The 22,655-nt window shown below is 35.3% G+C and carries 20 protein-coding genes and 1 pseudogene; 1 reads left to right on the top strand and 20 read right to left on the bottom strand.

The window, feature by feature from the left end:
• Positions 1-73 precede the first annotated feature (73 nt).
• Positions 74-1,438 carry a TrkH family potassium uptake protein gene (locus RV15_RS09800; protein ID WP_071877873.1) on the top strand — a complete coding sequence of 455 codons (1,365 nt, stop codon included), beginning with the start codon at positions 74-76 and terminating at the stop codon, positions 1,436-1,438.
• A gap of 500 nt (positions 1,439-1,938) precedes the next feature.
• Here the strand turns inward: RV15_RS09800 and RV15_RS09805 are convergent, their stop codons facing one another.
• From RV15_RS09805 to RV15_RS09900, 20 genes and pseudogenes are all read right to left on the bottom strand, one after another.
• Positions 1,939-2,139, bottom strand: a complete 201-nt coding sequence (locus RV15_RS09805; RefSeq protein ID WP_010761095.1) for a cold-shock protein — start codon at positions 2,137-2,139, stop codon at positions 1,939-1,941.
• A gap of 485 nt (positions 2,140-2,624) precedes the next feature.
• On the bottom strand, positions 2,625-3,530 hold the full coding sequence (locus tag RV15_RS09810) for a sensor histidine kinase (protein WP_071877874.1): 906 nt from the start codon (positions 3,528-3,530) through the stop codon (positions 2,625-2,627).
• A 29-nt stretch (positions 3,531-3,559) separates the two neighbouring features.
• Positions 3,560-4,363, bottom strand: a complete 804-nt coding sequence (locus RV15_RS09815) for a hypothetical protein (RefSeq protein ID WP_071877875.1) — start codon at positions 4,361-4,363, stop codon at positions 3,560-3,562.
• Entirely contained in the window at positions 4,356-5,273 is a 918-nt protein-coding gene (locus tag RV15_RS09820; RefSeq protein ID WP_071877876.1) for an ATP-binding cassette domain-containing protein, read from the bottom strand. The genes RV15_RS09815 and RV15_RS09820 overlap by 8 nt, the downstream gene beginning before the upstream one ends.
• A gap of 85 nt (positions 5,274-5,358) precedes the next feature.
• Positions 5,359-6,027 (bottom strand): response regulator transcription factor, encoded by a 669-nt coding sequence (locus RV15_RS09825; protein ID WP_071877877.1) that lies wholly within the window; start codon positions 6,025-6,027, stop codon positions 5,359-5,361.
• Between the two features lie 119 nt (positions 6,028-6,146).
• A complete protein-coding gene (locus RV15_RS09830; protein ID WP_071877878.1) occupies positions 6,147-6,884 on the bottom strand; it encodes a TraX family protein in 738 nt (245 codons plus the stop codon).
• Positions 6,885-7,079: 195 nt separating this feature from the next.
• Entirely contained in the window at positions 7,080-7,544 is a 465-nt protein-coding gene (gene argR, locus RV15_RS09835) for an arginine repressor (protein ID WP_071877879.1), read from the bottom strand.
• Between the two features lie 24 nt (positions 7,545-7,568).
• Positions 7,569-9,026, bottom strand: coding sequence for a YfcC family protein (locus RV15_RS09840; RefSeq protein WP_071877880.1), 1,458 nt, complete (start codon positions 9,024-9,026; stop codon positions 7,569-7,571).
• Between the two features lie 83 nt (positions 9,027-9,109).
• Entirely contained in the window at positions 9,110-9,802 is a 693-nt protein-coding gene (locus RV15_RS09845) for a Crp/Fnr family transcriptional regulator (protein ID WP_071877881.1), read from the bottom strand.
• Positions 9,803-9,865: 63 nt separating this feature from the next.
• Positions 9,866-10,804, bottom strand: a complete 939-nt coding sequence (gene arcC / locus RV15_RS09850) for a carbamate kinase (RefSeq protein ID WP_071877882.1) — start codon at positions 10,802-10,804, stop codon at positions 9,866-9,868.
• A gap of 37 nt (positions 10,805-10,841) precedes the next feature.
• On the bottom strand, positions 10,842-11,864 hold the full coding sequence (argF, locus tag RV15_RS09855; RefSeq protein ID WP_071877883.1) for an ornithine carbamoyltransferase: 1,023 nt from the start codon (positions 11,862-11,864) through the stop codon (positions 10,842-10,844).
• Between the two features lie 32 nt (positions 11,865-11,896).
• A complete protein-coding gene (arcA, locus tag RV15_RS09860; RefSeq protein ID WP_071877884.1) occupies positions 11,897-13,120 on the bottom strand; it encodes an arginine deiminase in 1,224 nt (407 codons plus the stop codon).
• Positions 13,121-13,722: 602 nt separating this feature from the next.
• Entirely contained in the window at positions 13,723-14,052 is a 330-nt protein-coding gene (locus RV15_RS09865) for a conjugal transfer protein (RefSeq protein WP_071877885.1), read from the bottom strand.
• Positions 14,053-14,160: 108 nt separating this feature from the next.
• On the bottom strand, positions 14,161-14,463 hold the full coding sequence (locus tag RV15_RS09870; protein ID WP_071877886.1) for a hypothetical protein: 303 nt from the start codon (positions 14,461-14,463) through the stop codon (positions 14,161-14,163).
• A 112-nt stretch (positions 14,464-14,575) separates the two neighbouring features.
• Positions 14,576-17,107, bottom strand: a complete 2,532-nt coding sequence (locus tag RV15_RS09875; protein ID WP_217265814.1) for a lectin-like domain-containing protein — start codon at positions 17,105-17,107, stop codon at positions 14,576-14,578.
• A gap of 879 nt (positions 17,108-17,986) precedes the next feature.
• The gene (locus RV15_RS09880; protein ID WP_071877888.1) at positions 17,987-19,603 is read right to left on the bottom strand and encodes a GMC family oxidoreductase; all 1,617 of its coding nucleotides are present in this window, start codon (positions 19,601-19,603) and stop codon (positions 17,987-17,989) included.
• Positions 19,604-19,726: 123 nt separating this feature from the next.
• Complete coding sequence (locus tag RV15_RS09885) at positions 19,727-20,023, bottom strand: bacteriocin immunity family protein (RefSeq protein ID WP_071877889.1); 297 nt, start codon at positions 20,021-20,023, stop codon at positions 19,727-19,729.
• A gap of 236 nt (positions 20,024-20,259) precedes the next feature.
• Positions 20,260-21,879, bottom strand: coding sequence for an amidase family protein (locus RV15_RS09890; protein WP_083429147.1), 1,620 nt, complete (start codon positions 21,877-21,879; stop codon positions 20,260-20,262).
• Between the two features lie 100 nt (positions 21,880-21,979).
• A pseudogene (locus tag RV15_RS09895) lies at positions 21,980-22,174 on the bottom strand (Cna B-type domain-containing protein); the annotation flags it as partial.
• A gap of 233 nt (positions 22,175-22,407) precedes the next feature.
• Positions 22,408-22,655: LPXTG cell wall anchor domain-containing protein (locus tag RV15_RS09900; protein WP_139243009.1), on the bottom strand; the 248-nt coding region annotated here is incomplete at its 5' end.

The raw sequence follows: 22,655 nt of genomic DNA on the forward strand, positions 1-22,655 counted from the left end.
CATAAAATGGTAAACTTGGATGTATCAAATAAAATAAAAAACTGTTTTATGACAGTTTTTAACCGAGGAAACGATGAAAAAAAATAAACTTGCTGTAAAATTAAAAAAACAATTATCTGCCGTTCAGGTTTTAGCATTGGGATTTATTGTGTTGATATTTTTAGGCGGAACTCTTCTATCCTTACCGATATTCTCACGTAGCGGCAATTCTACACCTTTTATCGACGCATTATTTACAGCTGTCTCTGCAGTATGTGTGACTGGCTTGACTACACTTAATACAGCCTTGCACTGGAATGCTTATGGGCAGTTAGTTATTATGGTATTGATTGAAATCGGCGGTTTGGGATTTATGACGATGCCTGTTCTGTTGTATTTTATTTTACGGAAAAAAATCACACTTAGTACACGTATTTTATTACGTGAAGCACTCAATCTGGATGATATGTCTGGAGCCTTCCGTCTGATGATGTATGTGGTTAAATTAGCAACAATCATTCAATTGGCTGGTGCAATTTTACTTTCAATCGAGTTTGTCCCTGAGTTTGGTTGGAAGAAAGGGCTCTTTTTTGGTCTTTTTCATTCTATATCCAGTTTTTGTAATGCTGGTTTTGATTTATTAGGCGACAGTTTAACTCCTTATCAGACAAATCCATTTGTTTTACTGGTTATAGGTGGTTTAATTATTTCTGGCGGACTAGGTTTTATTGTTTGGCAAGATTTACTACGCTTTAAAGCCAAACGAAAATTTTCTTTACACACAAAAATCGCATTGATCACTACACTTTCTTTATTAATCGGCGGCTTTATTATATTTTTTATCACAGAGCACAATGCAAGTACTCTGACTACAGGAACTAATTTTTTTGACCGACTGGCAAATACTTTCTTTATGTCAGTTACGCCAAGAACCGCAGGCTACTATTCAATTGATTATATGCAAATGACAAACGCTGGACTGATCACAACCATCTTCTTGATGTATATTGGTGGAACATCAGGATCTACCGCTGGTGGGCTCAAAACAACCACATTCGCCGTGTTAGTTATTCAAATCGTTTCGATTTTTAAGGGTCGGACACGTGCTGAGTTTCAGGGACGCACCATTCGAAACAGTACAGTGTTTCGAGCTTTAACGCTTTTTTTCATTACGTTAACATTATGTGTCCTATCGATTATGCTCTTAACAATCACTGAAAATATTCCTGAATCCTCTGGTATAGAATATGTCGCATTTGAAGTATTTTCTGCGTTTGGAACAGTCGGGCTAACAATGGGATTGACGCCTGACTTAACCGCTGTAGGAAAAGTTATCATTATGTTATTGATGTATATTGGACGAGTTGGTATTTATACAGTTGGGTTTTCACTACTCACGAAAGGGCAAAAACAACAAGCCAAATTCAAATATCCTGATGAAAGTGTCATGATTGGGTAAAATAAAATAAACATAAAAGCTTTTAGCATTTTATGTTTATTTTTTATTTTAAAAAATATTTATTATCCTTTATCACAAATGCTAAAATAAAAAATCCCACCCTCTATTGAAGGTGGGAAAAGGAGTTTTACTCTAAAGAGTAAAATGAAAAAATAAAAAGGGTTGTTGTTGGTATATATGTATAATACTATTTATTTAAATAAATATCAACTAATATCCCTCAATACAAAGTTATTTATTTACTTTTATAAATAATACTTTTTCCTTTTTACATAAAAAAGAAAAAATCCCACCTTCTTTCGAAGATGGGAAAAGGAGTTTTACTCTAAAAGAGTAAAATGAAAAAATAAAAAGGGTTGTTGTTGGTATATATGTATATTAAACTCAAATAAATAAAATATCAACTAATAACCCTTGAAAAAATTAATATGTTTCAAAAAAATAGAATGACAAATAAAAAAACGACTCAATATGAATTAAGTCGTTTCAGAAAAGTTCAATTAGTTTTTAACGATGTTTACTGCTTGTGGTCCACGTTGGCCTTCTTCGATATCAAATGATACGCTTTGACCTTCGTCTAAAGATTTAAATCCGTCACCTTGGATTGCTGAAAAGTGTGCGAACAAATCTGTTCCGTTATCTTGAGTAATAAAACCAAAACCTTTATCTGCGTTAAACCATTTCACTGTACCTGTATTCATAAATGTGTTCCTCCTAGTGCTCTTAGCACGATTAATTTTTGCAATACCTTTGTGATAAAAAAAGAGGAATTAAAACACCCTTACGAATGAAATGACCTATTAATTTAAATTACAATTATACTACATTTATTATTGTACAATGGAATGAAATGAAAGTATACTTATTTCTTCATTTATGAGAAAATACTCATTTTTATTAATAAAGCTATATTTTCCTATAAAAAAATGACTGAGTTTTGCTCTTAAAGACGCATCTCAGTCATAAGGATAGTTATTTGTTAAGGTATTGATTTTTCAGACTCAATCAGTGTACTATATAAAACTGGTTGATGCAATCTTATATTGATTTTTTCTTGTAATACTTATTTTGATTTAATCTTTTACTTAAATAAAAATTCTTCTAGACCTAAATGACAGCTTAACAGTTTCATTTACAGAACTAAAAATATTTCAAGCAAACTAGTCTTACGATGAGAAAAAAATCTTTAATCATCACTCAAAAGAGGAAATCTGATTGAAATCGAAAAGACTTGTTTGATTAACTCAGCTTCAATATGCCCGTTCATCTTCTCCACAAACTCTTTTACAATAAAAAGACCCAATCCAGTTGAATTCCCAGCTCTTGATTTATCTGACATATAAAATCTGTCGAAAATTTGGGACATATCCAGTTCACTTTCAGCGGTAACTTTATTTTGAATGCGGAAAAGCATCTGATCACGCTCCTTCGCCTGGCTAATTTTTATTTCTCCTTGCCCATGATCTAAACTATTTTTTATTAAATTAGAGAAAATTCGGGTCAAAGCAGCGCTGTTGGCTAAAATGTATAGTTGGCTTTCGCCAATTGAAATGTTTGGTTCGATCGCCTCGTTTGAAAATTGAAGATAAAAGGTAAAGATAGTATCCAATAACACTTGATTTATTTCTGTTTTTTGCAGCTCGATCTTATACGCATCATTTTCTAATTTAGAATATGTAAAAATCGTTTCTAATAATTCAGTTAACGTCTCAATTCTATTTTTGATGACTTCTGCATACTGTTGCCGCTTTTCGCTATCTTTACTTTTGATCAATAATTGAAAATAACCATCCAATGATGTTAACGGCGTCCGAATATCATGTGCTAGATTGGCAATCGAATCTTTCAACTGTTGTTCCTGTTTTTTGGTTGTCATTTTATTAGAACGCTGCTCAATCAACATCTGATTTAATAAGCTGAGTAATTCATTTAATTGCTTATCGCTAAACTGATTTGACAATAACAGGTTACTTTCATGTTGTTGAATAAAACGCATTTGTTGGTTGATGCTCTTGATCTGATGCCGGTATTGAACTACGTGCAACAGTAAGAAAATACATAGAAGCCCAACGGTGATCGTGCCTAAAAGCATTGCAAAACTCCCTTACTTTCTACTCAATATTAGTTGATATCGCTCTTTGTTTTGACGGTGATGCTATACGTCAACATTACTACAATAAATACAGCAGAGACCGTCATTCCACGGATAATACTTGTTATAGGAGAAGTCCCAGTAATACTTGGGACAATTCCAGTGACTGTGTAATTCATCAAATTAAACGTCTCGTTTCCAGTCAAACCATGGATAATGTTATTGATCATTTGATAGATATAGCTGAATCCACCGAAGGTTAGCAAAATACCTACCAGCATACTCACAATAGGCTGCTTGATCAAGGTAATTAGTCCCAATATGATTGTGGCAAATGCAATGTGAAAAACAAATTGCAGACTCATTTCCTTTACTAAATCAAAAACATTGCCTAGACTAACTGAATCAAAAATAATATTTCCCATAAAAAAGAAAACAAACAGACTGCCAATAAAAGAAAGCACTATGAATGAACATTGGCTAACAAATTTTGATAATACGAGTAACCCTCTACTTGTCACTTGTCCCGCAATGTTCTTAGTAAAACCGGATGCCTCTTCACGATTGATAAATAAGACGCTAAAAATCACACTCCCAATCAAGAATGAATTACTACTTGCCATAATTTTGAAAAGTGTTGCTAAATCTGTATAGCTTCTCAAACCATCCGTCTTTGTAGTAATTCCTATAGTAATCTCCACATCAGGCGTGCCGATTGACTCGCTCATAGAATACAAAATCATCCCTACAAAAGATAAAGTCCCCAGCAAAATAAGATAAGTACTTTTCGAGCGAAACATCCGATACAGATCCATCTTGATCACATTAATCACGGCTGTTCCCTCCAGTCAAACTTAAAAAATAATCTTCTAGCGAAACTTGCGAAATCGTAATAGAGTCAATAGCAATATTCGCTTTGGCAAGTGCTAAATTAATTGCACTATTTTTAGTTAATTGTTCATAAATTCGAATGGTGTTGCGATCAACTACTTTATAATTTGAAATTCCTATGTTTTCGATCACAGTAGTAGCCAGTTGCGGTTCGTTTAAGCGAATCTCGATAAACTGTTTGCATTCCTCTGTCAATTTTTCATGAGAAATTTCTCGAATCAGTTGGCCTTGATGAATAAAGCCATAGTCCGTTGCCATTTTAGATAGTTCTTCTAAAAGATGACTTGAGATCATGATTGTAATATTTTTAGTTTCCACTAATTTTATCAAGATATCTCGCATCTCTACGATTCCTTGGGGATCCAAACCATTGACTGGCTCATCTAAGATGAGTAAATCTGGTTCACCAATCAATGCCATCGCTATGCCTAATCTTTGCCTCATCCCTAAAGAATACTGTTTAACTTTCTTTTTCCCCACATCTGCAAGACCTACTAGTTTTAATAGCGAAGGTATGTACTCTTTGCCATATAATCCGATAGCAATTTGCTTTAATTTTAAATTATCAGCAGCACTCATATCACCATATAAACCAGGCGTTTCTATCAATATTCCGATACGTGAAAAATAGTTTTTAACTTGAGGTCCACTCTCACCAAATAGTGCAATCTCCCCACTAGTCGGTGCAGCAAGCCCACTAAGCATACGCATGAGCGTGGTTTTCCCTGAACCGTTTTTGCCAACTAATCCATAGATAGCACCACGTTTCACATGTAAATTTACACGATTAACTGCAAACTGATCTTTGTACTTTTTACTTAACTCATTAGCTTCCAGTAAATAGTTACTCATCCTCTTTCCCCCTCTTGTTTGCTAAACTCATTTTAGCTTGCAACTGCAAATTCAATACTAAAAAGAATTAAGGAAGCATTAAAGCTTATTCTTGTAAAGTAAAGCCCACTCCCCAAACCGTTTTGATCCACTCTTGTCCAGAATTTTTTTTAATTTTTTGTCGGATATTTGAAATATGGACGTTAACAGTTTTATCTTCACCTATATAAAAATCAGCCCAAGCATATTCATAAATTTCCTGCTTACTAAATATTTTTTTAGGATAGGATAGTAGTAACTCCATAATGCTAAATTCTCGATGTGTTAAAGCAATCTCCTGACCCGATACGATTAAAGCATTTCGATCTTTATCCAGCGTCAACGATTGAAAGGAAAGCAATCGTCCCTGATATGGACTACTTTTTCGTATTTGTACTTGAATGCGGGCCAATAGTTCTTCAATTGCAAAAGGTTTCGTGAGATAATCATCCGCTCCACTAGTCAACATCTCAACTTTAGTATCTAATACATCTTTTGATGAAATAATGATTATCGCTGCATTGGATTTTTCTTTTATAAGCGGCACTAATTTTTCTCCTGTAATACCAGGCAGCATTAAATCCAATAAAATAACTTGAAAGCTTTTCTTTTCTATACACAATAATGCTTCTGTACCAGAATAAGCTCGTGTACAGGAAAATGATTCTTCCACTAACGTTTCATAGAGTAGATCATTGATATAAGGATCATCTTCGACAATCAAAATGTTGTTCATTTCTTCTCCCTCATTCTTGTTATCTATCGCTTAATAATTATCGCTATTCATTATAGCAGAGTACGCATTAAAAAAGCCCTCAAGTTCGATCACTCTTGGGCCTTTTTTGACTTGCCACTCTAAAAAATGAAATACCTAATCAGTTCAAATACAACTAAATGAATCGGATAAAACCAGTAAAATCCCCATTTGATCCATTTGGGAGAATAGCCTCTTTCTCCATTGTATTGTAGCAACAAGAATAATACTACTAAAAAACCAAATTGTGAAAAAGCTTCTGCTATCCAAGATGGCGAAGCATTGTTCATGATCAAGCCCACAATTGAAATGATTTCAAAAATAATAAATGTGCTAATTATTGTCTGTGTTTTGCCTTTTTGATTGTGATTTACGTAAAAAGACCAAATTATAAGGACGCCAACAATTGACCAATCCGAAAGAACTGTAAGGAGACTAAACCCTAAAACAATTAATACATGAATTGCTTTGTTATTCGTTCTTGAATACACAATCATCATTAATAAACCCATTAATAACGTAAAGAAAATATTATTAGGGATATCCGTGATCGAAAATGTATATGTTGGATTGTGCATCAAATAAAATGGATAAATCGACACTAACCAAAAAAGAATTAACCTCATGCAATACTTTCGTAAATTTTTAGTATAGTGAAACCCTTCCACTAATAGATATGCCATGATTGGAAACGTAAATCGCCCCACAAATTCTGACATTGCATACAATCCAATTGTGTTTGCGCTATGACTCCATGCAAAAATAATTCCAGCATGATTAATGGCCATAGCCGTCACTGCAATGATTTTCAAATGAAAAGCATCTAGTTTTTTATTCATTTTCTTGTTACCCTCTTTTCGTTTTTCTACTAACATTTAGTGTTATCTACACTTTACCGATAAAGTACAAATTCACTTTCAAAAAAAGGTAAAGAAAAGGTAAAGCTGTCATTAGCGTAGCTTAAACGATTTTAGAAATAGTTCCATCCAAAATAAGTAGGGAACAAAACGATTTTCCCGTTTTGCTCCCTATCCTCATGCGCTGTCCTTAAAAAGCAGTTCAAATTTTCTAACAACCTTTTGGGCCATTTTATCTGAATGTGTGATGATGATGATCGTATCACTTCCTGCAATAGTCCCAGCTATTTCTTCATAGTTGACTTCATCGATATAATTGGTAATCACATCAGCTAGCCCATTTTCTGTATGGATCAATACAACAAAGCCTACTTGCTCGATTTTTCTCAATGACTCTTGTAACGATTCACGCAGCTTTTTCTCACTATTTTTCTGCGATTCTTGATCCACTATACTATACTTCATTGTTCCATTTTCTTGATAGGTTTTTACAATATATAAGTCTCTAGCATCTCTAGAAATGGTTGATTGAGTTGCCTTTACTCCATTTTTTCTGAGTAAATCCAGCAGTTCCTCTTGTGTTTCGATCGTATTTTGAGTGATCAGCTGCCGAATGATTTTTTGACGTTCCTCTTTATTCATTTTTACACGTCCTAGTTTTATCTACTATAAAAGCAACATAGCAGCGATCAATATCAACAAATTCATAAAACTGATCACAATAATGGGTTTGACCATAAATTTAGTCCATGTTGCATAATCGATTTTGGCAATCTCTAAGCCACCCATCACCACACCAGATGTCGGTGTAATTAAATTAATGACACCACAACCGGCTGTAAATATCATCACCATGACATCTGGACTTAAGCCAATGTTATGTGCAAGCCCTCCCATAACTGGAATTGAAACATATGCTAGTCCAGAAGTAGAAGGAATCAAGAAAGAAAGTAACAAATATAAAATATACGCACCTACAACAAACAAAACAGGTGACAAACCTTGAAGCGCCGAAGCTGATTTATCTAATATAAATAAATCCAAATGAGTCGTCGCCATCAAAATAGAGGCTCCTCTAGCCACAACAATGATCAATACAACTGACAAAATATCCTTTACACCATCAATAAAAGTTGTAATTGTTTGTTTTTCTGACAAACCATAGACTATTGCAATTACCAGACTCATCAAGAAAAACCACATAGCAAGATCCCCAAAATACCAATGACCAAAACTAGTCCCAGTAAGGTAAGAAGTCCAACCTTCAAAAATCTGAACACCAAATGACTCCCACGGAATCAAAGAGATGACCATAATCAGAAAGCCAAACGAAAAAATACTTAATATGATTTTATCCTTGCTCGTAAAAGGCAACTCTTTATTTTCATCTTGACCAAAATATTTCTTCATATCTTCTTGTTCTTGCAATGATAAAAGTGTTGAACCTTTATCAGCTTTGACTTTTTTAGCATACTTCATCATATAAAAAATCGAGAACGCTGTTGTAGTCCCCCATAAAATCAATCCTATGATCAAAATTACCCCAGTGTTCGGCGTTATATCAATACTTTTTAACGCATCCATCGCCACACCTGTTGCAAATGGATTGACGGTGGAACCGATCACACCAGAACCTGCTCCGAGTAACACTGTTCCCACGGCAACTAAGGTGTCAAAGCCCGCAGCAACCATAGTTGCCGTGATCAATGCATAAAAAGGCAATGTCTCTTCTGCCATTCCATAGGTAGAACCGCCAATCGAAAATAAGACCATCAAAATAGGAATTATGATTAATTCATTTCCTTTTAACTTTCTAACAACATGTTGAATCCCCGCTTCTAAGGCGCCCGTTCGAGTGACGATATTTAGAAATCCGCCTAACACTAAAATAAACACGCAAATTTCAATGGCATCTTTGAATCCATTAAAAGGCGCCATCACAAAATCAGAAAGCTTTGCTCCGACTACGTGATCCACAGCTTCAGAAGCACCCGATGGTACTGTAGGTGTAAACGTTTGCCCAGATAAAAGCCAAGAAACAATTGTTAAAGCAATAATGATAATAAATAAAATACTAAACGAGGATAACGATTTTTTCTGCTTTTTTTGTGCTCTTATTTCCATTATTCTTTCTGTATGAGAACCATACTTTTCCTTTCAAATTTTTGGTGTTGATGTCAAAATAAAGGGAAAAATACAGGGAAATACTAGTCGTGATCCAAAGCAAAATAAGCTGGATCGAAAAAGATCAATTCTTTATGCAGATACTGGATTTTCTTTTTTTTAATCAGTTTCTTTATTACTAGACTGGCCGTTTCTCTTGTTGTACCGCTGCTATGAGAGATATCATTCATTAGAATCGGATACGGTACCACCACTTGATTAAAGTAGTTCTTTTCACCTAATTCATTCATCAAGATCGCCAGTGTATTTTTTACGCGTTCAGAAGCACTTGAAGTCACACAACTTTCTATTTTAAGCACATGTTTTTTTAAGCACAAAGACACTTGATTAAAATAAAACAGCAACTGCTGATTATTTCCCTGTATTACTTTTTCAAAGATTTTTTTTGAGAGATAGCACACTTCAATATCTGTCATCGCGATAGCTGAGAAATGATAGTTTTCGTCTGTAAAAAGTCCAGTTAATGGAAATACCGCGTTATCTTTAACAAAGTTCAAATAGAACAGCGTGCCAGTTTGATCGATTTTTTCAAATTTCACAAGCCCCTTTTTTAAAATAAACATGCGGTTTCTTTCATCGCCAGCATCAAAAAGAACTTGGCCTTTTTTATATGCTCTACAATATGAATTTTTCTGAATACACGCTGCTTCTTCTTCACTTAAATGTGAAAAATATGGGCACCCCTTGAGTGTTTCATTCTCTTGCAATACTGTCATTTTTTTCAACTCCAACTTCGTCAATTTTCTTCGCTAATGCTTTTTAAAGAAGGCGGTGTTTAATCAGTCAAAAACAACTTCTGTTCCCACCTCTTGTTCACCGAAATCACTTAATTTTTCAAGAGAAGTGATAACCGCTTTATTAGTAGGTTTTGCTTTTACGTATTGAATGGCAGCTTCTACTTTTGGCAGCATGCTTCCTGGTTCAAATTGGCCTTGTTTTATATATTCTTCTAATTTTTTCACACTGACTTGTTTCAACTGCTGTTCATTTTCTTTGCCATAGTTGATTGCAACATTTTCAACACCGGTCAAAATAACAAATAGATCAGCATCTGCCAGTTCAGCTATTTTTTCTGAAGAAAAATCTTTGTCGATGACTGCTTCCACACCAGTTAAATCATTGCCTGAAATAGGAATCCCGCCGCCACCACCGCAAATCGTGAGAATATCATTTTTGATCAAGGTCTTGATCACTTGATGTTCTTGGATCGATAACGGTTTAGGACTAGGAACAACTTTACGCCAGCCACGCCCAGCATCTTCCTTATATAATGTGTTAGTTTCATTCATAATTGCTTGAGCCTTTTCTTGACTCAAAAATGGACCAATTGGTTTTGTTGGGTCTTCAAAAGCTGGATCATTTTCTGATACGATGACTTGTGTAACAAGTGTTGCAATTTCTTGTTTGATACCAGCATTTTGCACCTCTTTTGCCAGTGCATTTTCCAACCAATACCCAATGCTCCCTTGAGTCATAGCAACGCAAGTATCTAATGGCATCGCAGGGTTTTCTTTGGAATCAGTAGCTTGTTGTTGAATCAGCAGATTGCCGACTTGCGGACCATTCCCATGAGAAATAACAAGTTGATAGCCTTTTTGAATCAGTTTAACTAACTGTTTTGCCGTATAAGTCAATGCTTCTTGTTGTGCCTTAGCGCTTGCATCTGTCGATAAAATAGCATTTCCACCTAAAGCAATTACGATTGTTGTTTTTTTCATACAATCCCCTCTTCCTGTTTATTCGCTTGTTGTTTGTTTAGACTCTAGGAATAAAAAGGTTGCCTAAGGTTGCAGCCATAATTGCTTTGATTGAGTGCATTCTATTTTCAGCCTCTTCAAATTGGCGTCCGTATTTGCTTCTAAAAACTTCATCGGTGATTTCCATTTCGCTAATGCCAAATTTTTCTTTAACCATTTGACCATATTCTGTTGTTGCATCATGAAAGGCTGGTAGACAATGTAAAACGATCAACTTCCCTTCAGCATTCCCCGTTTTTTTGATCATGTCCATATTGATTTGATAGTCTTTCAATGCGTTCACTCGTTCTTCAAATTTATCTTCTTCCCCCATTGAAACCCAGACGTCTGTATAAAGGACATTCGCATTTTTAACTCCTTGCTCTACATTATCGGTGATCATAATCTCACTGCCTGAATCTGCCGCAAATTTTTTGGCATAAGCGACCACTGACGCTTCAGGAAACAGCGATTCTGGTGCACAAATTCTGACATTCACACCCAAAATAGCGCCAGTTACTAACAAACTATTGGCCATATTATTACGTCCATCACCAACGTAGACAAGTGTCACATCATCAAGCGTACCGAAGTTTTCTTTGATTGTCATATAATCAGCAATCATTTGAGTAGGATGCCATTCATCTGTTAGACCATTCCACACTGGGACACCAGAATATTTTGCTAAGTCCTCCACCACTTGTTGACTGAACCCTCTAAATTCGATTCCGTCAAACATACTACCTAACACTTTAGCGGTATCTTCTACCGATTCTTTTTTACCTAATTGAATATCATTCTTTCCAAGAAATTCTGGATGAGCACCTAAATCGATCGAAGCCGTGGTAAAAGCCGAACGTGTCCGAGTCGATGTTTTTTCAAAAAGTAACGCTATATTCTTACCTTCAAGATAATGATGAGGAATCCCTTGTTTTTTCATTTTTTTTAAGTGGATAGAAAAATCGATCAAGTAATTTAATTCCTCTTTAGTAAAATCCTTTTCTGCTAATAAGCTACGTCCTTGAAATACTGAATCTGTCATTTTTTTTCCTCCTTGAATTTAATTGGATAATTCTATAGGTCCGTTCGATCAAATGGCATACTCATACACCGAGGGCCGCCACGGCCACGAACAAGTTCACTACCGGGAATATAATTTAATTTGACTCCTGCTTCTTCTAGTTTTTGATTGGTGATTGTATTTCGGTCGTACACAATGACTTCACCTGGTGCAATCGCCAAAGTATTTGAGCCATCATTCCACTGTTCACGAGCCGCTGCGGTTGGATTTCCTCCGCCACAACGAATCAACGCAACATGGTCTAATTCTAAATATTTACACAAAATGTGTTCCAGCGTGTCTGTTTCTTGTGAAATTTCTAAACCATCTGTTCCTTTAGAAATCGAATAAATTGTTAAATTCCCTTCAATTTCTGGATGAATCGTAAATTTGTCATAATCAACCATTGTAAAGACTGTATCAAGGTGCATGAATTTTCTTTGCTCTCCGATATCAAACGCTAGCACTCGTTCAAAGCCTAAATTCTTATCAAAGATATTTCTGGCTAGCTTTTCAATAGAAGCAACATCTGTCCTTTGTGAAATTCCCACAGCAATTAATTCTTTCGAGAGAATCAATTCATCACCACCTTCGATCCGAGTATTTTCATCTCGGTTATAAACCATTGGCACCTGCGCATTTTTAAACATTGGATGATGAGCAAAAATGTATTTTCCATACAGCGTTTCTCTTCTCCTAGTCACAGAATACATCCGATTTAACGATACACCATGACCGATCGTAGCAAATGGATCTCGCGTAAAATACAGATTTGGCATTGGGTCAATGATAAATGGGTAGTGAGAATCTGCTAAATCTGATAAACTAGTTCGTTCCAAAGATGGTAGCTCAGACTTTTGCAGACCTGCCATCGTCTTATCAATCAATTTTCTACCATCGGACATGGACATAAGATGCTCAAGTATCAGTCCTTTTGTTCGTTCTTCTTTGATGTCAGCTTCATTTAAATATTCTGTAATAAATCGCTCTTTGATCGATGCATCCGTTAATGCCTCAGCTGCTAAATCTTCTAGATATAGTACCTCTACTCCTTTCAATCTCAGTGTTTCCGCAAAAAAATCATGTTCTTTTTGGGCTTGTTCCAAAAATGGGATGTCATCAAAAAGAAGTGATTCCAGGTAGTCTGGCATCAGATTCTCTAATTCCTTTCCTGGCCTGTGCAACATCACGGTGTTCAGTTTTCCAATTTCAGAAAAAACGTTAATTGGATTCTTCATCAAAATACCTCCTTCTTTTGGTTCGTCCCTAGATTAACAAAATAAGAGCGCTTTCTTCTTAGAGATTTTCGAATTCAAAATTCTAAGATGACCACATTATGCAAAAATGATGTATATTCTTTCATACACTCAAATAAATGTGTAAAAATGAACAAGAGAAATTTATACTTATCCTTTATTTTTAAGAATATACACACTTTTTATTTAAAAAAATTGCTTGGGTTCTAATGGACAATGATTATCACTAATTTATTGTCTTTTGAAGTGGACACATTATGAATTTCACGTTCCCTATTAGGATAGATCAGTCTACTACAAAAGTTAGATTCATTTAGCATTAAGTAAAAATAGTACAATTACTTCTAATCCTTTATTGTTATGACTCTTAGTTTAGATTGATACACTTTCCAACAAATGAGATCTTTGTTCTACTAGTGAACACAAAAACCATCCGTCATCTGAAATTCAGGAGGATGGTTTTGTGCTAGCTCTATACTTTTTGATAAGGTTCTACTATCATCGAAATACATTCTAAAGCAAACCTTTATTGTGAATCAATTTTCTCAACAAGTAGCACTTGCGGAATTGATATTTTTTACTTTTTATGTGTTCCACTCTTTTCCAAAATAGTCTACTCTTTCTACTCGGTACAGCTTCTCTTTTTGAATTGAAATGGTTAGATTAATTTCTCGTTCTTGTATAGTTTGAGTTACTGGATCAATCATTTTTACTACGACATAAGCCAATACTCGTGAGCCGTCGTCATAAATATCACACGCGGTAAGTCCGTTGAACCTCCGTACTTTACCCAATACTTTAGGCTCTTTCATCATACGCCGCATCTCTTCTACTGCTGTATCAGAGCAGTATTTGGGAAGGAAAGTTTCTTCAAGCCAGTCTTTATATGGCTTTGCTTCTATTTCAGGTAACATTGTCAAACCTTCTTATTTACTCTTTCTTGATTCCTCGATTGCTTATTGAAGATAAAAATATCGGCAATTGTATTTACTATTTTCACTTTTAGATGTTTCCTTTCTTTTTTAGTCGATAATGGCCTCTTTGTGTTTTTTGCGCCAAACTCTGAGCGCATTTTCATTTGACTTATATCTGGTGGCAATTTCGCGTAAATAGAGGCCTTGGGTTCTTAATTCATTGTAGTGAGCCACAGTTAATTTATTAATATTAGCAACAGCAGCTGCTTCTGCACTATACAATTGCTTTCCCACATCTCTAATTGTCTTTGCCATTTCCGTTTCGCCTTTTCGAAACCAATCACTATCTTGATTAAGCAAAGCTAGCAATTGCTTTCGTAATCGTTTTGCTTCTTCTCTTTCTTGAATCATTTTGTTCACCACCTGCAGCTCGTTTTGGTTCGACTACTGTTGTATCCAATACAAGTTCTAGATAGCCCTCATTTTTTATAGATAGTTTAATCTAAATTCCCAAACATAAGGTTTACTCAATCTTCCTTTTTCTATAAATGACGTAAGCAGTGATCAGTAAGCTAACTATTCCCATTCCTATTAAATACTTACTTCCATTTTCGCCAGCTCTAGGTAAATGTGTAACTTTTTTTATATTATTGTTAATTGGCACAGGATCATTGGGTACTTTGGTTGCCGCGGGTGGAGTTGGTGGAGTATTTAGATCATCTGTTTCTGCTACGTTTGCGATGGTTTGCCCTTTGGCAGCTTCTATCGCTTTCACTGTAAACTTAATTTCAACTGTGCCACCTGCTTCGATGGTCTGCGTAACATTTAATACATTGTCTTTCCAAATTGTTTCATCGGCTACTTTTTCTCCATTGATGGTCGTTGTGCCACTAACCAAGCTGACATATTCCACCGGAATCTTATCTGTGATGGTGCCATTTTCCCAATCGCCATTTCCGCTATTTTTCGCTGTGATCGTGTAAGTGATCTCTTCTCCTACTTTAGCGTTGGCTTTATCGGCTGTTTTGGTTAATGATACATCTGGTACTTTTGTTTCTACGGGTGGCGTTGGCGGAATAGTTGGATCATCTGTTTCTGCCACGTTCGCAATGGTTTGACCCTTCGCATCTTTTGTCACTTTCATAGTGAATTTAATTTCAACTTGTCCATCGGCTTCGACAGTCTGCGTAACATTTAATACATTGTCTTTCCAAATTGTTTCATCGGCTACTTTTTCTTCATTGATGGTTGTTGTACCACTAACCAAGCTGACATATTCCGCCGGAATTTTATCCGTAATTGTGCCATTCCAACTACCTTCACCACTATTTTTTGCCGTAATCGTGTAAGTAAGTTCATCTCCAACTTTGGCAATGGTTTTATCAACTGATTTCGCAATATCTAGTTTTGGTAGAAGTTTTCTATAAAAATAGGTTACTTCTTGAGCAGTTTGCGTAAAGATACCGTCTGTTTTTTTATCTACTGTTACAAACTCATATTGGTCAATATCTTTTTGTTCGCTTTTCCAAGAATCTCCTAATTTACCCGTTAACAACTCTGAATCTGATATCTCTTCATTTGTATCAATGTCCTTATAGAAAACATTAACAGGTGCCACGGGTAATTTATTAAAAGAAACTAAGTTATTCTCTGTAACATCACCAGTAGATCCCGTAAATCCAAAACGAACTAAGTTTCCTCCAAAGGTGTCATTTATATCTTTCACAGAATATATCAATTCTGGAAAAGTATCTAATTTAAACGAAAATGTTTTTGTTTTTGAATCCCACTTAATATTTAAACTTTGCCATTTATCTTTATTAACAGGATTACTACTAGTTCCGTAAATCACATTATTATGTTTAACCCGTCCAGCATCCAATCCATAATCATCATTATTATTCCATAAATTAGCAGAAATATCTCTATTAGTTTCAACTACAGCTAAATGTCCATCATATTTATTTTGATGTGTATTATTTTTTCCATTCTCATAGACATTAGTATTTATCTCAGATTCTCGACCGTTATACCACGTATCTAGTTCAAAAGAGAGTGCATTTTTTATACTTGGATTTTCTCCAGGTCTTCCTCCGTAAACTCCTAGACCCCATCCTGGAGAACCGTAAGCAGTAGTTCCTCTTGGATCATTCTGTAACACAAAGGCCATTCCATCGGCATTTTTCCCGTTTTTATTATTTAAATATACATACCCTTCAAACGAAAAATCTTCATTTAAATCAATAACATTCTTTGCCCACATTACACCAAATTTACTCTGCTCGTTAGGTGTAATAGTAACCGATTGAGGATAATCTTGATTAGGAAATGCTGCGTTACTACTATTTCCTAAATTGGGTACTTCAAAATAATCTAGCACATTCATATTAGATGCAGGCGGTGCAGGAATATTATTGTCTAAATTCGCTCTGCTTTCCACTGATCTTTTTGCTCTAGTACTACCTTGTTCTTGTGAAGTGTTTTGTTCAGCAGCAGAGTCACCGTCCTCTTTCTCGGAGGAACTAGTTTGTACTTGTGGGTCATCCAAGACCTCGTTACTTGAGTTAATTGTTTCTTCTGATTCAATTGAATCACTATCAGTAGCCTCTAATATAGGAGAAACTTGCACTTCTACTTTTTCAGAATGTACTAAACCAACTTCCCCTCTATTTGCTTGAGCATACAATTTATTTACGGAAGTATCCTTTTTGATTGCTTTTAGCATAAATGTGACAACTTTTATATCATTACTTTTTAAAAAATCAACATGTAAAATACGGCTTTGATTATCATAGTTTATTGTCATTCCTACATTATTTTCGGACTCTTTATTTATATATTCTACATTTTCAGGAAGAATAATTTCTACTGACACATCTTCTACATTCGAGTCAACCAGAGATATTATCGCCTCTTCCCCTTCTTCTAAGTTTAAGGCTTCAAGCTTTTCGTTGTCTTTTTTTAAATATAATTCTTCTGCAGCATTCCCATTATTATTTAAAGATAGTGTTTCAGCGAATGCGGTTATACCTCCAATATTCTGACCAACTACCATAAATATTGTTAAAATTGTTGTTATACATTTTCTCATATTATTCATTCTAGACTCTCCCTAATTTACATTTCAGCAATGCGTCTATCACTCTTCCGCCAATTCATATTATGTAGAAATCAACTTCCGACCTTTTTGCTTACTTTGTTAAATTTTTCCCGTATAATCTTTATATTTCGGTTATTCTTTAGCGTTCACAACATTACTTGTGTTACAAAGTCATGCCTCCATATCATTCTACTTACAAATAAGTGGTGTTGATCGTTCACTGTAAAGATAGGAATCATTGATATTAATAGTTGTTAGAAGACCTTTGATTATTTTTTTAATTTTGTAATACAATCAGAATAAATAGCTATTTATTCATAAAAATAGTATCATGGTTGCATTCCATTTAATCGTCACATTCAGTTAATCACTTTTACCTTCTCTGATATAAAAAAGAGATTCCCATAATCAAGTACCAATATTGCTCTTTCAAAAATCAGGATTAAAATATTGCCTTAACAATGTCACAATCTATGGAAACCTCATTTATGCGAAGATGAAGGTGTTTTGTAGTGAACTATGTATGTAGATGATAAAGGTACAATTAAAGGGGAAACTTTGCTAGGCAATATAAAGAGTGCAAATGAATTAGCATGTTGAAAAATAATTAAAGGAATCAAGCTTATCTATAGTCTTATCAAGTTTTTCTACCTCATTTAGTCGACAAAAAACTGTTTTGATTAGCCCCTACCCACTGTTTATCCTTAGCATCCGTACTTTGTATAGTGTTAAGTATTCCTACTTAAGCTGAAATAGTCTTACTAGAGCCTGTTTCAGCTTAAAAAGTTCTCATTGTACTCTAAATTGGATCAAGCAGGAATACTACAAATTTTGCTAATTTTTTTGATATGTTTGCAACAGAATTGATCCTAGCATTTCTCCAATGAAAACAGTTGGAGCCATTGTATGACCGTGGATAATGTTCGGCATAACTGAGGCATCAGCTACTCTAAGACCTTCCACTCCTCGTACTCTTAGTTCGGAATCAACAACCACCATCGGATCATCAAGAGAACCCATTCTAGCAGTGCCTACTGGATGATAAACTGTTGTAGCCGTATTTCTTATATACTCTTCAAGTTCTTTATCTGTAACTTCTACACTTGGATAAACAGCTTCGGTATATGTTGACAGTACTTCTGATTGAGTTATCCTCGAAAAGGTTCTAAACGCATGGATAAAATTCTTTATATCTTCATAATTTACTAAATAGCGCGGATCGATAATGGGAGCATCTTGATAGTTAGCAGAAGCTAGAGTCACATTTCCAAGACTTTTTGGGTCTACTAAAAGGATACTGATCGTATAGCCTCCTCTAGATTTGATATCCGAAATAGTTGGAAAATTGGAATTATTATCTCCAACATTAGTAGTATATGCTAGTGTTATTTCAAAAGTTGGCCCCCCATTCGTTCGAATAAGCCCCGCATCTGCACCAGCAAAGTATAGTGCTGGCCCTGTTTTAAATTTTAGCCACTCGTTAATAGCTTCTTCTGATAATGCGTTACTCGAATAAAAGTCTTTACTACTTACTGGGGAAACAACTGAAATCGCTGCTGATAGGTGGTCTTGTAAATGTTCTCCAACACCAGGTACGTCAGCAATAACTGGAATATTAAGTTTCTCTAGTTCTTCTTTAGGACCTATTCCAGAGAGTTTCAAAATTTTTGGAGTATTGTACGCACCCGCTGAAAGAATAATTTCTTTCCTTGCAAATAACTTTTTCAATTCTCCATTTTTTTCATACTCTAGACCAATAGCTCTAGTCCCTTTAAAAAGTATTCGAGAAACTAAAGCATTCGTAAGGATCGTTAAATTATCGCGCTTTCTAATTTCGTCAGAAAGATAATAATCAGCTGGATACGTTCGAATATGGTCAACAAAGTCAGTCTGTACTCTGTCTATTGAATAAGGATTTAAATCATTGTAATCCCCAATATCGGCAAGTTTAGAATCTTCCACACCTTCTAATAACACATCGGCTAAAGTAGTCGGAACAGGAATATCTTCAAGAGTTATTATCCCATCTCGGCCTCTGTATTCAGGAGTTCCTTTTTTTGTATGTTCGATTAGTTTAAATTTCTCTACAGCAGAGTCAAAATTCCAACCTTTAGCCCCTAGTTTTTCCCAATTATCATAATCAGACTTCATTCCTCTCATCCAAAAACCCACATTTATAGCAGTTGAGCCTCCAATGACTTTACCTCTAGGATGATAAATTTCTCTGCTATTCAACCCTTTTTGTTTAATAGTAGAATATTTCCAATCCATATCCGTTCCCCATACACTAGAAAAAGCTCCCTGAGATCTAGATATTTCAGATGTGTTTTCAGAACCAGCTTCAATTATGGCCACTGATATATCAGAAATTTCACTTAGTCTTGAAGCAACAACAGGACCTGCTGCACCTGCACCAACTATAATATAGTCTACCGTGTTAGAAACAATCATCTTAATAGAACCTCCTTGTTATATTCGTTTTAACTATCTGATACTATATTTTTTTATGCATGTGGAATGAAACAATACGCTAACTTTCGAGATACTTCTGTAAACAAATAAGTTTGTACGAAATTAATAGCCGTATCTAATATTGGATATTGAAATCAACTCTTTTAGCTTTTTAGATTGATAGTCTGATAAAGTAACGCCATCATTTCTGATTGCTTTAGAAATATCTAAGTTCATTTGACTTAAAAACATTGGAACAGCAGCACCTCTTTGCTCTAATTTTTTAAGATAATTCTGTAAAACTTTTTTTAGCGATGCGTGACCTAGTTCTTTTTTTAAATCACCTAATATATCATTAATGATGCTTTCTGCTTGTTTGCCTCGTTCGACTCCTCCGGAATACCATTTTAATGTACCCATGAAATTCCCTCCAATGTATATTAATTAATCTATTAAATTAATTGTGCCTTCCTTTATAAAAAAAACTCCATGATGCAACGTAGCACTAATGGGCTTTATCAAACATACAAACCACAAGAAAGCGGATAGCCTGTCGTTTCAAAAGAAAATACCTTGACCCACTGTTTTTCCAAACAAATGACAAATAGCTTTTTGTTATAACCAACATTTTCTTTCAGGTTCTAAAGGATCTGACTTTATTTTTCTTCACTATATGTTTGGGATTTGGATGCTAATTGATTAAACTTTTTGTGTTCTTCAAAAAAATCCCCCACTGACAGTAGCAAACGATCATTATATTTTGCAGACATAAATTGAATTCCTAATGGCAAACCTTTAGAGGTTACATAAGTTGGTAAACTGATGGCTGGCGTACCAGTTAAATTCGCTACTTGAGTAAAAGGCGTATAAGATAATCCTAGAAACCACTGATCATAAACCAACTGTTGTTTTTCCTCTTTAGATAAATTTTCCATATTCCTAATTGCTTCAATGTCTTCAGGTTTCATCATTGAATCACCTACTAAAGGTGCAGTTGATGCGGTAGTAGGTGTCAGAAACAAGGGATACTTTGCTTGGAAGCTAGCTAACTCTGCAGACATCTTTTGAATAGTTTCCCAAGCGTGATTAACATCGGCTTTTGTTAACTCTTGACTCGTTTGGTACAGAGCCCAGGTCGTCAAATCAACATCATCAATGGAAACAGAACGCTTAAGTTGTTGTTTGGCAAGAAACTCAATAATCCCAGCCGAACTTGCACCGATAGTATAGTAGTTTTTCATCAATTCGACACCATTATAAGGCTGATCTACTTCTTCGACTTGAAAGCCCTCTGATCTTAAGAATACAACTGCGTTTTCGACTGCCTCAACAGCTTCGGGTTGAACTGGTGTCCCGACAGGTGATTTTGTAGAATACCCAATTTTTAAGTCAGTCGTAAAATTAATTTGTGGTAGCTCTTTTTTTTGAAAAGTATTGAATAAAGTCTTAGTATCAGCCATCGTTTTCGTTTCAGCAAAATGACTGGTTTGATTCCTTTCGCTAGCTGAATTACCAACCAAAACACCCCGAGAGGGTTTTAGCCCGATAACACCATTCCAAGAAGCTGGGATCCGGATAGAACCTCCCGCATCACTTCCAGATCCAACAGGAGCATAACCCGCCGCAACTCCAGCAGCTGACCCACCAGAAGAACCTCCTGCTTGATACCTCGGGTCCCAAGCACTACCCGTTGGCCCATACAACTTAGAATCCGTAATATTCTTCAAACCTAGCTCTGGGTAATTGGTTTGCCCAATAACAATGAATCCTGCTTCTTGAAAAGCTTTTGTAAATGGACTGGTTGAATGAGAAATGACATCCTTTGAAAACGTTAATCCGTTAGAATTACTTCCTCCCGTAATAGTATGTCCCAAACCTTTTACAAGTAATGGTACTCCTAAAAATGGTTGTCCTCTGTCTTGAAGCTCGGCAGCTTCTTTTAAAGCTTCTTCTTCTCTCAATGTGATCATAGCATTCAACGTAGCATCTTTTTCTTTGATATTTTTAAAGGCAAAATTCACTAACTGTACACTAGTTATCCGTTTGTTTCGAACAGCTTCAGCTAATTCTAAAGCAGAACTGCTTTCATACTCTTCTATTGTGAAATTGCTTGTTACACCTTCATTTACATTAGGGCTTATTGCAATATCAACAATTGTCTTTGGGGACTGAGATGTCTCAATTGCTTCAGCATACCCAAGTGAAAATGGTGCTAAAACAATACTTATAAGTAAAAGTATTCCGCACGATTGGAGTTTATTCCCCATTTTTTTCATCGTTTTCTCCTTTAAATAACTGTTCTGTTGCGAAGTTCTCTTTAATTGGTTTATAGGGAGTACCAGGTTTCATCAGGGTATAAGTATTAGTAATATAGTGTTACACGGCATTCTCAGTTATCGTATAGACGATTGATGGTTCGTCTTTGAATTTAGGTAAATACTTAAATTCATAATTCCAACCATCAATTTCCATTGCTTCTTTTAAATCGACTTGTCGGCCATCTGCTAGAAGGTTCACAATAATTATGTCTGGTCGTTTGCCATCTTGATTATCGGTATTTTTCCAGATCTTTGTTCCTTTTACATCTCTTTTGAGTTCTTATTTTTTTGTTTACAACGTTTTTAAGAACTGCTTGATTCGTTCCAAAATCAACTGGTGCAATTTTTATTTTGTCCCCAGACAATTCAGAGCCGTCTGGGGCTTTTGTTTCCCTAATCATATATTAGAGAAAATTTTTACCATTATGCCATATAAACCAAAAACTTATACCGTACAAATGCAAACAGTACATTCTTACTCTTTTTTCAATTTTTATTTTCAGGCGGCTTGATTCCAAAGAAAAACAATCCCAAGCTCATTAAACCAATCAAGGATATCAAGATGCTAGAAATTTGATCTACACCTGTTCGAGGCAGTTGTTTCAGTATTGAACGAATAGATGATGCGTTTGGTTTACTAAATATATTTGGAGTGTTATTCGTATGTGTAACGCCAATACTATTCCCAGGAGTAATTTTGGTATTTGGATCCGTCGGTATGATATTGCCTGTTA

The organism is Enterococcus silesiacus (assembly GCF_001886225.1).
GTDB lineage: Bacteria > Bacillota > Bacilli > Lactobacillales > Enterococcaceae > Enterococcus_L > Enterococcus_L silesiacus.

Excerpts from the sequence above, each read along its gene's own strand:
- RV15_RS09800 (WP_071877873.1), top strand. The coding sequence starts at position 74 with ATGAAAAAAAATAAACTTGCTGTAAAATTAAAAAAACAATTATCTGCC.
- RV15_RS09805 (WP_010761095.1), bottom strand. The coding sequence starts at position 2,139 with ATGAATACAGGTACAGTGAAATGGTTTAACGCAGATAAAGGTTTTGGT.
- RV15_RS09810 (WP_071877874.1), bottom strand. The coding sequence starts at position 3,530 with ATGCTTTTAGGCACGATCACCGTTGGGCTTCTATGTATTTTCTTACTG.
- RV15_RS09820 (WP_071877876.1), bottom strand. The coding sequence starts at position 5,273 with ATGAGTAACTATTTACTGGAAGCTAATGAGTTAAGTAAAAAGTACAAA.
- RV15_RS09825 (WP_071877877.1), bottom strand. The coding sequence starts at position 6,027 with ATGAACAACATTTTGATTGTCGAAGATGATCCTTATATCAATGATCTA.
- RV15_RS09830 (WP_071877878.1), bottom strand. The coding sequence starts at position 6,884 with ATGAATAAAAAACTAGATGCTTTTCATTTGAAAATCATTGCAGTGACG.
- argR (WP_071877879.1), bottom strand. The coding sequence starts at position 7,544 with ATGAATAAAGAGGAACGTCAAAAAATCATTCGGCAGCTGATCACTCAA.
- RV15_RS09840 (WP_071877880.1), bottom strand. The coding sequence starts at position 9,026 with ATGGAAATAAGAGCACAAAAAAAGCAGAAAAAATCGTTATCCTCGTTT.
- RV15_RS09845 (WP_071877881.1), bottom strand. The coding sequence starts at position 9,802 with ATGACAGTATTGCAAGAGAATGAAACACTCAAGGGGTGCCCATATTTT.
- arcC (WP_071877882.1), bottom strand. The coding sequence starts at position 10,804 with ATGAAAAAAACAACAATCGTAATTGCTTTAGGTGGAAATGCTATTTTA.
- argF (WP_071877883.1), bottom strand. The coding sequence starts at position 11,864 with ATGACAGATTCAGTATTTCAAGGACGTAGCTTATTAGCAGAAAAGGAT.
- arcA (WP_071877884.1), bottom strand. The coding sequence starts at position 13,120 with ATGAAGAATCCAATTAACGTTTTTTCTGAAATTGGAAAACTGAACACC.
- RV15_RS09865 (WP_071877885.1), bottom strand. The coding sequence starts at position 14,052 with ATGTTACCTGAAATAGAAGCAAAGCCATATAAAGACTGGCTTGAAGAA.
- RV15_RS09870 (WP_071877886.1), bottom strand. The coding sequence starts at position 14,463 with ATGATTCAAGAAAGAGAAGAAGCAAAACGATTACGAAAGCAATTGCTA.
- RV15_RS09875 (WP_217265814.1), bottom strand. The coding sequence starts at position 17,107 with ATGGTAGTTGGTCAGAATATTGGAGGTATAACCGCATTCGCTGAAACA.
- RV15_RS09880 (WP_071877888.1), bottom strand. The coding sequence starts at position 19,603 with ATGATTGTTTCTAACACGGTAGACTATATTATAGTTGGTGCAGGTGCA.
- RV15_RS09885 (WP_071877889.1), bottom strand. The coding sequence starts at position 20,023 with ATGGGTACATTAAAATGGTATTCCGGAGGAGTCGAACGAGGCAAACAA.
- RV15_RS09890 (WP_083429147.1), bottom strand. The coding sequence starts at position 21,879 with ATGAAAAAAATGGGGAATAAACTCCAATCGTGCGGAATACTTTTACTT.